Annotated in this window: 14 protein-coding genes; 6 read left to right on the forward strand and 8 right to left on the reverse strand. The window is 58.7% G+C overall.

Annotated elements, in window-relative coordinates:
• Positions 1-71 precede the first annotated feature (71 nt).
• Positions 72-1,616: a sensor histidine kinase gene (locus DBR44_RS06260; protein ID WP_124643078.1), complete on the forward strand. Its 1,545-nt coding sequence runs from the start codon at positions 72-74 to the stop codon at positions 1,614-1,616.
• Positions 1,613-3,196, forward strand: a complete 1,584-nt coding sequence (locus tag DBR44_RS06265) for a DUF3369 domain-containing protein (protein ID WP_124643080.1) — start codon at positions 1,613-1,615, stop codon at positions 3,194-3,196. The genes DBR44_RS06260 and DBR44_RS06265 overlap by 4 nt, the downstream gene beginning before the upstream one ends.
• 73 nt (positions 3,197-3,269) lie before the next feature.
• Here the strand turns inward: DBR44_RS06265 and DBR44_RS06270 are convergent, their stop codons facing one another.
• The 7 genes from DBR44_RS06270 to DBR44_RS06300 form a co-directional block, all read right to left on the reverse strand.
• A complete protein-coding gene (locus DBR44_RS06270) occupies positions 3,270-3,887 on the reverse strand; it encodes a hemolysin III family protein (protein ID WP_124643081.1) in 618 nt (205 codons plus the stop codon).
• Between the two features lie 217 nt (positions 3,888-4,104).
• The gene (gene adk / locus DBR44_RS06275; RefSeq protein ID WP_124643083.1) at positions 4,105-4,761 is read right to left on the reverse strand and encodes an adenylate kinase; all 657 of its coding nucleotides are present in this window, start codon (positions 4,759-4,761) and stop codon (positions 4,105-4,107) included.
• A 79-nt stretch (positions 4,762-4,840) separates the two neighbouring features.
• Entirely contained in the window at positions 4,841-5,602 is a 762-nt protein-coding gene (kdsB, locus tag DBR44_RS06280) for a 3-deoxy-manno-octulosonate cytidylyltransferase (RefSeq protein ID WP_124643085.1), read from the reverse strand.
• Entirely contained in the window at positions 5,599-5,781 is a 183-nt protein-coding gene (locus DBR44_RS06285; protein WP_103524896.1) for a Trm112 family protein, read from the reverse strand. Before DBR44_RS06285 ends, kdsB begins: the two co-directional genes overlap by 4 nt.
• Positions 5,771-6,802 (reverse strand): tetraacyldisaccharide 4'-kinase, encoded by a 1,032-nt coding sequence (gene lpxK, locus DBR44_RS06290; RefSeq protein ID WP_233578395.1) that lies wholly within the window; start codon positions 6,800-6,802, stop codon positions 5,771-5,773. Before lpxK ends, DBR44_RS06285 begins: the two co-directional genes overlap by 11 nt.
• Positions 6,799-7,218, reverse strand: coding sequence for a biopolymer transporter ExbD (locus DBR44_RS06295; protein WP_124643087.1), 420 nt, complete (start codon positions 7,216-7,218; stop codon positions 6,799-6,801). Before DBR44_RS06295 ends, lpxK begins: the two co-directional genes overlap by 4 nt.
• Positions 7,215-7,838, reverse strand: a complete 624-nt coding sequence (locus DBR44_RS06300; RefSeq protein ID WP_124643089.1) for a MotA/TolQ/ExbB proton channel family protein — start codon at positions 7,836-7,838, stop codon at positions 7,215-7,217. Before DBR44_RS06300 ends, DBR44_RS06295 begins: the two co-directional genes overlap by 4 nt.
• Positions 7,839-8,220: 382 nt before the next feature.
• Between DBR44_RS06300 and xseA the strand changes: the two genes are divergently transcribed.
• Both xseA and DBR44_RS06310 read left to right on the forward strand, forming a co-directional pair.
• On the forward strand, positions 8,221-9,576 hold the full coding sequence (gene xseA, locus DBR44_RS06305) for an exodeoxyribonuclease VII large subunit (RefSeq protein WP_124643091.1): 1,356 nt from the start codon (positions 8,221-8,223) through the stop codon (positions 9,574-9,576).
• 85 nt (positions 9,577-9,661) lie between these two features.
• Complete coding sequence (locus DBR44_RS06310; protein ID WP_124643093.1) at positions 9,662-10,120, forward strand: DUF4442 domain-containing protein; 459 nt, start codon at positions 9,662-9,664, stop codon at positions 10,118-10,120.
• 36 nt (positions 10,121-10,156) lie between these two features.
• On the opposite strand, the gene DBR44_RS06315 is transcribed toward DBR44_RS06310, so the two are convergent.
• Complete coding sequence (locus DBR44_RS06315) at positions 10,157-10,453, reverse strand: helix-turn-helix transcriptional regulator (RefSeq protein WP_045845528.1); 297 nt, start codon at positions 10,451-10,453, stop codon at positions 10,157-10,159.
• A gap of 113 nt (positions 10,454-10,566) precedes the next feature.
• Here DBR44_RS06315 and gpmI point away from each other — a divergent pair, with 113 nt between their 5' ends.
• Positions 10,567-12,087 (forward strand): 2,3-bisphosphoglycerate-independent phosphoglycerate mutase, encoded by a 1,521-nt coding sequence (gene gpmI, locus DBR44_RS06320; protein WP_124643095.1) that lies wholly within the window; start codon positions 10,567-10,569, stop codon positions 12,085-12,087.
• Positions 12,088-12,193: 106 nt separating this feature from the next.
• Positions 12,194-13,522, forward strand: a complete 1,329-nt coding sequence (locus DBR44_RS06325) for a murein hydrolase activator EnvC (protein ID WP_124643097.1) — start codon at positions 12,194-12,196, stop codon at positions 13,520-13,522.
• Positions 13,523-13,567: the final 45 nt, after the last annotated feature.

Here is a 13,567-nt window from a genome sequence, read left to right on the forward strand (position 1 = left end):
AGCAAACAGTTGTAGCAATTCCCGTGTTGAGTTTCTAGGATTCAAACAGGGTAAGAGGGATAATAAAAGCAATGAACAGTATCAAATCAAAGCTCAGGCTCTGGCTGATGATGGGGGTGACCGTGATCGTGGCAATCACCGGTCTGTTGTCTTATAACCAGAACCGCAGCCAGGATGAAGCAGACTACCAGGCACAACGCGCCTCACTGCAGGCGCGGCTATCCTTGTCCCTGCCACACGGGGTCTGGCAGATGGACGACTCCTACACCCGCCTGACACTGGATGCCGAGCTGGGCTGGAACTCGGTGGTGGCCATTCGCATTACCGGTGACGCTGGCCTGAACATCGGCCGCATCCGCAGCGACAGCAACACCTTGCGCGACATGGCACCATCCGAAAAGCCCAGCAGCGATGATGTGCTGAGCTTACCCATCATCTACCAGAACCGCGAAAAGCTCGGCACAGCCACCGTCTACCTGTCCCGTAGCCAGCTGGAACACCGCCAACTGGTGCACTTGCTGGAAATCCTGCTGGAAATCGTGGTACTGGACGTGTTGATCTTCTTCGTGATGACCTACAACCTGAACCGCTTCGTGTTCGATCCACTAAAGCGCTTGCAGGATGCACTGAATCGGGCGGCCAGCAGTGATGACGCCAAGTCCTCACGCATTTCGCAGGAAACCCAGGATGAGTTCGGTGCAGTCACCCGCAGCTTCAACCGCATTGTCGACCGCATTTCGGCTGACCTCGCCATGCGTACGGCGGCCGAGGCCCAGGCCCGTCTGGAAAAGGACAATGCCGAGCTGGCCCTGCGCCAGCTGGTGCACACCCAGCAAACCCTGGTTGAGGCTGAAAAACTCGCCTCGCTGGGCAGCCTGGTGGCTGGCGTGGCCCATGAAATCAACACACCGGTGGGCATTACCCTGACCACGGCCTCACACCTGGCCACCACGACCCTGCATATCACGGAAAAACTGGATAACGGCGGCATCAAGAAAAGCGACTTCCAGGCTTATCTGGATACCGCCAAAGAGTGCTGCGAACTGATTCTGTCCAATGCAGAACGCGCCGCCAACCTGATCCACAGCTTCAAGCAAGTGGCGGTGGATCAAACCAGCGAACAGCGCCGCGACTTCCAGCTCAACGACTATCTGAGTGAAATCGTCACCAGTCTCAAGCCGCGCTTCAAGCGCTCGCAGACCAGCATCGACATCTCCTGCGAAGACGACCTGCTGCTGGACAGCTATCCGGGAGCGGTGTCGCAAGTCATCACCAATCTGCTGGTCAATGCACTGGTGCATGGCTTTGATGAAAAGCCCGGCGGGGCCATCAGCATCCATGCCGAGCGCAGCAGCAACAATAATGTAAAGCTGAGCATCAAGGATAACGGCAAGGGCATCCCTGCCGAAAACCTCAGCCGCATCTTCGACCCCTTCTTCACCACGCGCCGTGGCAGCGGTGGCAGCGGGCTCGGTCTGCATATCGTCTACAACATCATCCGGCAACGTTTGGGTGGCAGTATCGAGGTGCACAGCGAAGTCGGCAAAGGTAGTAGCTTCATCATCACCATTCCCTGCATCGCCCCTGAAATTCAGCACAAGGAGTTCAACCAATGAGCCAGCAGCAAGCAAATGACGACGACTGGCTGCTGGATGATGATCCGCCAGATCTGAGCGCACCTGTGCCCCCGTACAGGCATCCATGGAAAATCCTGATCGTGGATGATGAGCCGGATGTCCACAGTGCCACGGCGCTGGCCATCCGCAATATGCGCTACAAGGATCGTGCACTCGAGCTGCTCAGTGCCTACTCGGCAGGCGAAGCCCTGCAGATGCTGCAACAGCATGGCGACGTCGCGCTGATACTGCTGGACGTGGTAATGGAGACCGATGACGCCGGCCTGCGCCTGGTGCGCCGCATCCGCGAGGAACTGCAGATCAGCACCACCCGCATCGTGCTGCGCACCGGCCAACCCGGCCAGGCACCGGAACAGGAAGTCATCCTCAACTACGATATCAACGACTACAAAACCAAGACCGAGCTGACGGTACAAAAGCTGTTTACCACGGTCATCGCCTCGCTGCGGGCCTACGAGAACCTGATCACCATCGAAAAAAACCGTCAGGGTCTGGCCAAGATTCTGGAAGGGGCGGCCGATCTATACCAGATGTTCTCGCTGAAGGAGTTCGCCTCTGGCGTGCTCAAGCAGATCAGCGCCATTCTGGATGTGGGCACCGATGGCATTCTCTGCGTGGAAAGCACGCCAGACATGACGGGCCGGCCACAACTGGAAATCCTGGCCGCAGCCGGTGCCTATGAAAGCCTGCTGGAAAGTGGCAGCCTGGACGACTACCCGGAACTGGCCAGCGCCATCCGGCAGGCCTTGCAGGAAAAGCGCAATATCTACCAGCACCCCTATGATGTGCTGTGCATTACCGCGCAGAACGGGCGCGAATTCGCCGTACACTTCACCCCGCCCTGGCCGCTGGACGATGTAGAGCGCAATCTGCTGGAGGTGTTCTGCCAGCGTATTTCCTCGGCCTACGACAACCTTTATCTCTACAACCAGCTGCGCCATTCGCAGGAAGCCACCGTGGTGGCCCTGGCAGCGCTGGCTGAATATCGTGATACCGATACCGGTGCCCACGTGCTGCGGGTGCAGAAGCTCACCGATGCCATTGCCGGCGAAATCCGCCAGCGCGGGCAGTATCTGGACTTGCTCACTGCCGAATTCATGGACATGGTGGGCATGGCCAGCATCCTGCACGATGTCGGCAAGGTCGGCACGCCGGATCACATTCTGTTCAAACCGGGCAAGCTGGACCCCGACGAGCGGCGCATCATGGAGCAGCACGCCGGTATTGGTGCCAGCATCCTGGCCAAATCGGCACAGATGGTGGAGGGGCAGAGCTATCTGTCACTGGGTTCTGAAATTGCCGGCGGCCACCACGAGCACTTCGATGGCAATGGCTACCCGAACAAGCTCAAAGAGCAGCAAATACCGCTCTCTGCCCGCATTGTGGCGGTGGTGGATGTGTTTGATGCCCTGCTGAACAAGCGCCCCTACAAGGAGCCATGGGAGCTGACGGAAACCCTGGACTATATCCGCAGCCGCGCAGGCAGCCAGTTTGATCCGGTAGTGGTCAGTGCGCTGTGCGATATGGTGGACGAAGGCAGGCTGCCCTTTGAACTGTAAGCAAATCCATCCCCATGACAAAGCCGCCAGCAGCATACGCTGTGGCGGCTTTGTCATGGTCAGGCGGCGCTAATCAGGCGACGTAAAACATCACACTGACAAACTGGCAGATGCTGCCACCCAGCACAAACAAGTGCCAGATACCGTGGCCATGGCGGATTTTCTCGTCATTGAGAAACCAGTAAATACCCACGCTGTAAATCAGGCCGCCCAAGGCCAGCCAGAACAGCCCGCCCCAGGACATGGCGGCAATCAGCGGCTGCATGGCAATCACCACCAGCCAGCCCATCACCACATACAGAATCATCGACAGCAACCGGGTGCGCCGCCCCAGTGTCAACTCCTGGATAATGCCGAAAATGGCCAGGCCCCAGCTCAGCCCGAACAGTGTCCAACCCCAGGCTCCGCGCAAGGTGACCAGACAATACGGCGTGTAGCTGCCGGCAATCAGCAAATAGATGGCCGAATGGTCACACTTCTGCAAAATGGCCTTGGCCCGTCCCTTGGCGCTGTGATACAGCGTGGAAATCAGATACAGCAGCACCAGCGTAGAACCATACAGGCTGAAGCTGACAATTTTCCAGGGATCGCCCTGCTCTGCCGCCACATACACCAGGCTGATCAGCCCGGTAATGGCCAGCACGGTGCCCACCAGGTGGGAAATCCCGTTGAAGCGCTCTCCGTAATACATAACACCTCTTTCTCTTGCCCGGCAGGAAATATGGCAAAACCGAAGCTGCCGTCCCGGACAGGCTTGGGCAAGCAAAACACCACCACAGTTCCAGTGTATACCAGCAAGATAGCGTCAATTCATCGCAATACAAGCATGGGCAAGGCGAAAATGCTGCGACAGCAACAACAAAGCGGGCCGCAGCCCGCTTTGTTTCATCAAGCACTCAGTCTGCAGCTCAGGCGCCCAGCGCCTTCAATACATTGCCACGCACGACATCTACCGGCTGGGTGCCATCGATCTTGACGTACTTGGGAGCCTTGGCATCGCCGCTGGCAGCGCGCTCGCCATAGAAGCCCACCAGCACTTCGGTTTGCTCGTGATACACCGCCAGACGCTTTTTCACGGTTTCTTCGTGGTCGTCATCACGCTGGATCAAGTCTTCACCGGTCTCGTCATCCTTGCCGGCCACTTTCGGCGGATTGAAGGTGATGTGGTAGGTACGACCGGAGGCCAGATGTACACGACGGCCAGCCATGCGCTCAACGATGGCCGCATCCGGCACATCAATCTCAACCACGTAGTCGATATCCACGCCGGCAGCAATCATGGCTTCGGCTTGCGGAATGGTACGCGGGAAACCGTCGAACAGAAAACCGTTGACACAATCGGCTTCGGCGATACGTTCCTTGACCAGACCGATGATGATGTCGTCGCGCACCAGACCGCCGGCATCCATGATGGATTTGGCTTCCAGGCCCAGCGGGGTGCCAGCCTTGACGGCCGCACGCAGCATGTCGCCAGTGGAAATCTGCGGAATGCCGAACTGTTCACGAATATAGTTGGCCTGAGTGCCCTTGCCAGCGCCCGGAGCGCCCAACAGAATCAATCGCATAATTACTCCCGTCAGTTTGTATGTCGTTTATTGTGTTTGGTGTTCATCGGCCGTCTTCTGCTGCGGCCTTGCCCGGCGCTCAGCGCCCGGCCAGTACGGCACGCACCCGTTCCAAGTCTTCCGGCGTATCCACGCCGGCCGCGGGTGCTTCACTCACCGTGGCCACCATGATGGGGTAGCCATGCCACAGCACGCGCAGCTGTTCCAGTGCTTCGAACTGCTCCAGCGGTGCCGGGCTCAATGAGCTGTAAGTCTGCAAAAAACCTGCCTGATAGGCATACATGCCGATGTGCCGCAAGACCGGTAGGTCGGCTGGCAAGACGCTTGTATCGTGTACAAACGCGTCACGGGCATAGGGAATGGGCGCCCGGCTGAAATACAGGGCCCGCCCAGCATGGTCCAGCACAACCTTGACCACATTGGGATTGAACATATCTTGTGCTGCATGAAACGGGTGGGCCACGGTGGCCATTGGCACCTTGGTCTCGGCCATCAGGGCGGCCAAGCGGTCGATCAGTGCCGGATCGATCAAGGGCTCATCGCCCTGAACGTTGACCACGATCTGCGCGTCATCCCACTGCATCTGCTGTGCGACCTCGGCCAGGCGGTCGGTGCCGCTGGCGTGATCAACACGCGTCATCACCGCGGCGATGCCATGTGCAGCACAGGCTTGCAAGATATCGGCATGGTCGGTAGCCACCACCACCTGGCTGGCTGCACTTTTTGCCGCCTGCTCGGCCACCCGCACCACCATGGGCTTGCCGGCCAGATCAGCCAGCGGCTTGCCCGGCAAACGGCTGGAGGCCATGCGCGCAGGGATGACGACGGCAAAACCGCTCATTTTACTTCTTCTTCCGGCGGCAGTTCGCGCGCTTCGGTTTCCAGCATCATCGGGATGCCGTCCCGCACCGGGAATGCCAGACGATCGCCCTTGCAGATCAGTTCCTGCTGGGCCTTGTCGAATACCAGCGGGCCCTTGCACAGCGGGCACACCAGGATGTCCAGAAATTTAGCGTCCATGTCTTATCTTCAATCGGGAAAGTAGCCAGCCCGCCAGATCCGGCGTCAGCTGTGCCGTAACCGGCAAGACCCATAGTCTAGCACGCTGCGCCGCATCATGAATCACCCGCCGCAATTTCACCGCATCTTTGCTGGTGACGATGATGGGGCTGTCGCCAGCAGGCAAATCCGCCGCGCTGAAATCGTGGTGATCAGGAAAGCTGAGGCAGTGCTGCAGCGAAAATCCCAGGCCTTGCAAGGTGTTGAAAAAACGCTCGGGGTGACCGATACCCGCCAATGCCAGCACCGGCTCGGCACCGAAATCCGCCACGCTGCGACTCCGTGCCGGATCGGCCAGCGCCACCAGGCGCTCTGCACTCAGCCGCATCTGAAAGCATGGCAAAGTGGCAGGCAGTGCCAGGGAGGAGGCTGCGCCATTCACCACCACCGCATCTACGCTGGCAAGACGTGCGGCCGGCTCACGCAGCGGGCCTGCCGGCAACAAATGGCCATTGCCCAGACCGCGCCCACCGTCCAGCACCACCACTTCCAGTGTGCGGGCCAGCCGGTAGTGCTGCAGGCCGTCATCGGTCAGGATCAATTGCAAATCAGGATGGCAGTGCAGTAACCATTCACCGGCGGCAACCCGGTCCCGTCCCACCACAACCGGTGCACCACTGGCAGCCAACAGCAGTGGCTCGTCCCCCACCAGTTCCGGGCTACAGTCGGCACTCACCAACCTTGGCTGCCGGTGCGTCCCGCCATAGCCACGACTCACCACCCCCACCCGCACGCCCTGGGCTTGCAAGCTGGCCAGCAGACTCAAGGTCAGCGGTGTTTTACCGACACCACCCACATTGATGTTGCCAATCACCACCACCGGCACCGCCAGCTTATGGCTGCGCAGCAGTCGCAGGCGATAAGCCGTGCGCCGCAGCGCCGACACCAGTGCAAACAGCCCTTCCAGCGGAGCCAGAAGGGCTGTCAGCCACCAAGTAGGTTGATACCAGTGGCGTTCGATACGTTGACTGATGCGACTCACGGTGTGCTGTTTTGCGTGGCAAAAGTCAGCTGGGTCAGGCCAGCAGCCCGTGCGGCCTCCATGACACTCACTACCGACTGATGAGTCGCCTTGGCATCGGCGTTGATGATGATCACCGGGTCTTTCTTGCCGGCAGCTGCATCGCGCAACTGCACCTGCAAGGCAGATTTGTCGCCGGCGGCCAGCTTGTGTCCTGCCACCTCCATTTCACCGGAAGCCGCCACCGCTACCGTGATCTCGGTAGCCACAGGCTGGCTGGTTTCGGCCTGGGCACTGGGCAGATTGATCTTCAGCTCGGCGAATTTGGAATAGGTGGTGGTGACCATCAGGAAAATCAGGATCACCAGCAGCAAATCAATCATCGGGATGAAGTTGATTTCCGGCTCCTCGCGTTGCCGTCCGCGACGAAAATTCATGACTTGCTGCCGTTCTGGCGGTCGCCGTGCAGCACTTCCACCAGTTTCACCGCCTGGGACTCCATCTCGACCAGCAAGCCATCCACGCGGGCGCGGAAGTGGCGATAGAACATCATGCTGGGAATGGCCACGATCAAACCAAAGGCGGTGTTGTACAGCGCAATGGAAATACCATGTGCCAGTTGCTGGGGATTGGAAGAACCGCCCGGAGCCTGCGACCCGAAAATCTCGATCATGCCGATCACCGTACCCAGCAGACCCAGCAAGGGGGCCATGGCCGCGATGGTGCCCAGCGTATTCAGAAAGCGTTCCAGTTGATGCGCCACCACGCGGCCTTCGTCCTCGATGGCGTCTTTCATTACCTCGCGGCTAACGCTGACATTGCGCAGGCCGGCGGCAAACAGCTTGCCCAGCGGTGAGTGCTTGTTGAGTAATTGCAGCAGGTCTGCAGAGGCGCCAACCCGGCGATATTCGGTTACAGTCTGCGCCAGCAGGCCATCCGGCACGATCAGCGATGCGCGCAAACTGAACAGCCGCTCGAAGATGATGGCCAGCGAAATGACCGAGGCCAGAATGATGGTCCAGATCGGCCAGCCGGCCGCTTCAATGATTGACCACACGAAACATTCTCCAAAGCTTTAGCTAAACGCTAAACTTTAGCGGTTGCCAGGGTTCTCGGCAACCGTAGTCAGAGACTTGCCGGTAATAAAAAAAGACATTTCCCAAACCAATGTAAGGAAATTCGCTAAGAGTCGATTTTCTAAGGGAAATTTGGCCGCATCCACAGATGCTGTGGATAACTTTGTTGATAAGCTTGTGAACAGACCGCTCATATCCTGCTGGCACGGCGCTTTCATCCGGCTGCACGCAATTTGAACAAAATACACAAGCTATTGTTTTTAAAAGAATTTAATCAAAGCAACATACCCCCAGCCAAAAGCATTGTCCGACAATTTACAGACGACAAAAAACGGTATTCCTGCTGTGGATGACTTGACAACCATGAATTTCAATACCTCGGCCAACGACGTTATCAGTGTCTCCTCGCTTAACCGCATGGCGCGCGACCTGCTCGAATCGGGCCTGCCCCCCATGTGGATCGGCGGAGAAATATCCAATCTGACGCTGGCAGCCTCCGGTCACGCCTATTTCTCGCTCAAGGATGGCGGCGCACAAATACGCTGCGTCATGTTCCGTCACAAGCTGAGCCTGCTCCCCTTCCGCCTGGCCGAAGGCATGCAGGTGGAACTCAAAGGACTGGTCACCCTGTACGAAGCCCGCGGTGACTTCCAGATCAATGTCGATACCATGCGCTCGGCCGGACTGGGCCGACTGTACGAAGCATTTGAAAAGCTCAAAGCCAAGCTGAATGCCGAGGGTTTGTTCGATCAGGCCCGCAAGCGTGCCTTGCCGCCGCACCCACGCGCCATCGGCATCGTCACCTCTCCAGCAGCGGCAGCACTGCGCGATGTCGTCACCACCCTGGCTCGACGCATGCCTGGCATTCCCGTCATCCTCTACCCGGCACAGGTGCAGGGAGAAGCGGCCGCCCGGCAAATTGCCACCGCCATCCAGCAAGCCTCGACCCGGCAGGAAGTGGAAGTACTGATTGTCTGCCGGGGTGGCGGCAGCATCGAAGACTTGTGGTCATTCAACGAGGAGATCGTTGCCCGCGCCCTTGCCGCCTGCAGCATTCCCACCGTCAGCGGCGTTGGCCACGAAACCGATTTCACCATCTGCGACTTTGTTGCCGACCGCCGGGCCCCCACCCCGACGGCCGCTGCCGAGCTGGTTTCTCCCAGTCAGGAACAACTGCGGCTGCAACTGGAGCAAGGCAAGCGCGGGCTGGAGCGGGCCTTGTCCCGTCTGCTGACCGACAAGTCCCAACGACTGGACTATCTGGCCCGTCGTCTGGCACATCCCGGCGACAAGCTGCGCCGTCAGGCCCTAGCCCTGACCCAGGCCTGCGACCGTATGCAGCGCGGGCTGGACACCCTGTTCTCACGCCGGCGCTGGGCACTGCAACTGGCCAGCAGCCGCATGCAGCGGCACCAGCCACAGCTTGCCCAGCAGCAGCAACACCTTGCCCGCCTGGCCGAGCGCATGCAACGTGGCATCAGCCAGACGCTGGACCGACAACAGCAATTGCTACAGCGACATCACGCCACACTGGAGGCAATGAACCCGGAAGCGGTGCTCAGCCGTGGCTATGCCATTGTTCAAAAGCGCGACGGGCAGGCAGTTAAATCGCCACAAGAGTTGTTGAATCAGGAGAGAGTGCTGCTCCGTCTGGCCGAAGGCATCACCGAAGCCATCATCGATCATCCGCAAGGCGCGCAGCCAGAATTGCCATTCTGAAAGCAGACGAACCGAAAACAGGTTTACTTGACATGGATCAGCTTTTTGCCGAGCATGTAAATCAAACAACCGTTTGAATGCAGCCATGTTGAAACCTTCGCCGCGCCTGATCAAGACCATCATCAACCTGTGGCCGCCCTTTCTGGGAGCGGGCATCAAGGTTTGCCACATTGCCGCCGACTGGAAACAAGTTGATGTGCGCTTGCGGCTTGGTCTGACCAACCGCAATTATGTCGGCGTGCACTTCGGTGGCAGCCTGTATTCAATGACCGACCCGTTTTTCATGCTGATGCTGATACAGTCGCTCGGCCCGGACTATGTGGTGTGGGACAAGGCCGGCTCCATCGAATACCACAAGCCCGGCACCGGCGTGGTCAGCGCGCGCTTCCGCCTGGACGAGATGCAATTGCAGGACATCCGCCAACGTACCGCCGGCGGCGAGAAATATCTGCCGGAGCTGCAGGTTGATATCCGGGATCAGGCTGGCGATATTGTCGCCACCGTTAACAAAACGCTGTATGTAAGACGCAAGAAAGGCCGCTGAGCGGCCTTTTTTCATTGATATCGGCTGGCAGATGGGTCAGTCGACAAAACCACAGAATACTTCACGCATCATCTTGAGCACTTCCAGTGTCCGGATATCGCCAACGCGGTAATAAACCCGGTTCGCATCCTTGCGTGTTCGCAGCACACCTTTGTCGCGCATGATGGCCAGATGTTGCGAGATATTGCTCTGCGAGGTTCCCACCTGTTCCACAATATCCTGCACACTGACTTCCTGGTCGCCCAGTACCGAAATGATCTTCAACCGCAAGGGATGCGACATTGCCTTCATCGCCCTCGAGGACTGTTCGATCTGGTCATCGTTGAACAGCAAGCTCTGCTCCTAAGTAGATTGCAATGCGTATTTATATTGGTTTGACTACGGTACAATACTAACTAAAAAAATCAATACCATCAAGAATTTCTAATATTCTGATTGTGGACATCATGACAGCTATCACACCGGTATTACTCCTCATCCTCGACGGCTTCGGACACCGACTGGAGGGCGACGACAACGCCATCCTGCATGCCAATACCCCCACCTGGAACGCACTGAAACAGGCTTTTCCCTACGGTGTCATCGATGCCTCCGAAGGCCATGTTGGCCTTCCCAAAGGGCAGTTTGGCAACTCGGAAGTCGGCCATCTCAACATCGGCGCTGGTCGGATTGTCCAACAAGACATCAGCCGCATCGATTGCGATATCGAAGAAAACCGTTTCGACCAGAACCCTGTCCTGCAACAAGCCATCCAGCAAGCAAAAATCTCTGCGCTGCACGTGATGGGCCTGTTGTCCGATGGCGGCGTCCACAGCCATGAAAATCACATTTTTGCCCTGATCCGTGCCGCTCAGGCCGCGGGCGTCAGCAAGATTTACGTGCATGCCTTCCTGGATGGCCGCGACACCCCGCCGCGCAGTGCAGAAACCTACCTCAAGCGTCTGGATGAGGTGCTGGCGGACTGCCCGGCAGCGCGTCTGGTATCGGTCACCGGCCGTTACTGGGCCATGGATCGCGACAAACGCTGGGAGCGGGTAGAGCCTGCCTATCGCCTGCTGGTGGAAGGCGAAGGTCTGTACCATGCCGATAGCGGTCTGGCTGCATTGACCGCAGCCTATGCTCGCGACGAGAACGACGAATTCGTCGCAGCCACCAGCATCGGCCAGCCAGTGAAGATGCAGGACGGCGATGTCGCCCTGTTCATGAATTTCCGCGCCGACCGCGCCCGCCAGCTCACCACCGCACTGACCGACCCGGCCTTCAGCGGCTTTAGCGCCCGCCAGCCCAAGTTGGGCCTGTTCGCCACCCTCACCTCGTATGGCGAGGCTTACCGCAATCCGGTGGCCTATGCTCCGCAAAAAATCAGCAATGGTCTGGGCGAATACCTGTCCGCACAGGGCCTGCAGCAGCTGCGCATTGCCGAAACAGAAAAATATCCGCACGTCACCTACTTCTTCAATGGTGGAGAAGAGCAGGTGTATCCGGGTGAAGAGCGCATCCTCGTGCCCTCGCCCAAGGTAGCCACCTACGACTTGCAGCCGGAAATGAACGCGGCCCAGGTGACCGACCACATCGTGGAAGCCATTGCCTCGGGCAAATATCAGGCCATCATCTGCAATTACGCCAATGGCGATATGGTGGGCCATACCGGCAAGTTCGATGCGGCAGTGAAGGCGGTAGAGGCACTGGATGGCTGCATCAAGCGCTGCGTGGATGCCATGCGCGCCGCCGGCGGCGAAGTGCTGATCACCGCCGATCACGGGAACTGCGAGCAGATGTTCGACTCTGTGCATCACCAGCCGCACACCCAGCACACGCTGGACAAGGTGCCCTTCCTTTACATCGGCCGCAAAGCCAAGATCAAGGAAGGTGGCGCACTGCGAGACATCTCGCCGTCGCTGCTGGCCATGATGGGCCTGCCCCAGCCGGAAGAAATGACCGGCCGTTCGCTGATCGACTTCCAGTAAGTCGCTGCGCCGGTCTGCCATGCAGACCGGCTGCCTCTCCGGCCACATCCCTCCGCATCCGCCTGTTATCATGCAGGCCACAGGCTTAATCCGAAGCGATAATGGAATGAAACCGATACTGCTGTTCGCCCTGCTGGCCGGCGCGGCCCACGCCGCGACACCCACTGCCTCTCCTCCCCTGTCTACCGCACCACAGCAGCAGAATCTGCAATCGGTGCGCAAGGAAATCGACAGCTTGAAAAAGGACCTCGCCCAGAAGCAGGTGGTACAGCAGGAAGCCAAATCGGCCATTCAGGAGTCGGAACAGGCCATCGCCAAGACCAGCAAGGTGATTGCCACGCTGGAAAACAAGCAAAGCAATTCGGCACAACAACTGGCCGAGCTGCGCAAGCAAGTACAAGACACCGCAAACAAGCTGGCTACCACTCGGCAGCATGTCGCGCAGATGCTGGCCAGGCAGTACAAGAATGGCGATCACGACGCCATGAAGCTGATGCTCAACGCCGACGACCCCAACCAGACCTCGCGCGACATGGTGTACTACCAGCACATTGCCAAAGCCCAGCAGCAGATGGTGGCGCAGCTGATTACCCACCAGCACGAACTGGAAGCGCTCACCTACCAACTGGAACAGGAGCTGGCCCGGCTGGACGCCCTGTCGAATCACAAGAGCCGGGAAAAAAGCGCCCTGCTCAACAACAAAACCAGCAAGCAGGCCCAATTGAACAAGCTGTCCGGAGAAATCCAGGCCGGGCAAAGCCGCTTGGGCAAGCTGCAAGAGGATGAAAAGCGGCTGACCAACCTGATTGCCCAGATCAATCAGGAAATCGAACGCCGCCGCAAGGAAGCCGCCCGCAAGGCGGCAGAAGAACGCAAGGCCAGACAGGCCGCGGCCATGGCGGCGAAGAAGGAAAACGAGCGCCGTCGCAAGCTGGCCGAAAACGCCCGCAAGCAAGGCAAGCCGGTGCCGGAAGTAGCCAAGAAAACCGTGCCGGTGCCACAGGAAAAACCCGTCGACGATGTGGCAGACAACAGCGCTGCCGGCAAGGCTTTCACCAGCCTGCAGGGCCGCATGAAAATGCCGGTATCAGGCGTACTGGCCGGCCGCTTTGGCAGCGCCCGTAGTGAAGGGACTTCGTGGAAGGGCCTGTTCATCAAAACGGCAGCGGGTCAGGCCGTGCATGCGGTCGCCGACGGCAACGTAGTGTATGCTGATGCGCTGCGCGGATTCGGCAACGCCGTGATCATTGACCATGGCGGCAATTACCTCACGGTGTATACCGGCCTGTCCTCCATCGGCAAGAGCGTGGGCAGTTCGGTCAAAGCAGGTGAAACACTCGGCAACACAGGCGCACTGGACAGCGGCGAATCCGGCCTGTACTTTGAAATCCGGCATATGGGACGACCTCTCAACCCGCAAACCTGGGTACGCTAAGCCACCCGCGGTATCGGAGACCAACACACAATATGACTAGTCATC

Source organism: Aquitalea sp. FJL05 (genome assembly GCF_003852595.1).
GTDB lineage: Bacteria > Pseudomonadota > Gammaproteobacteria > Burkholderiales > Chromobacteriaceae > Aquitalea > Aquitalea aquatilis.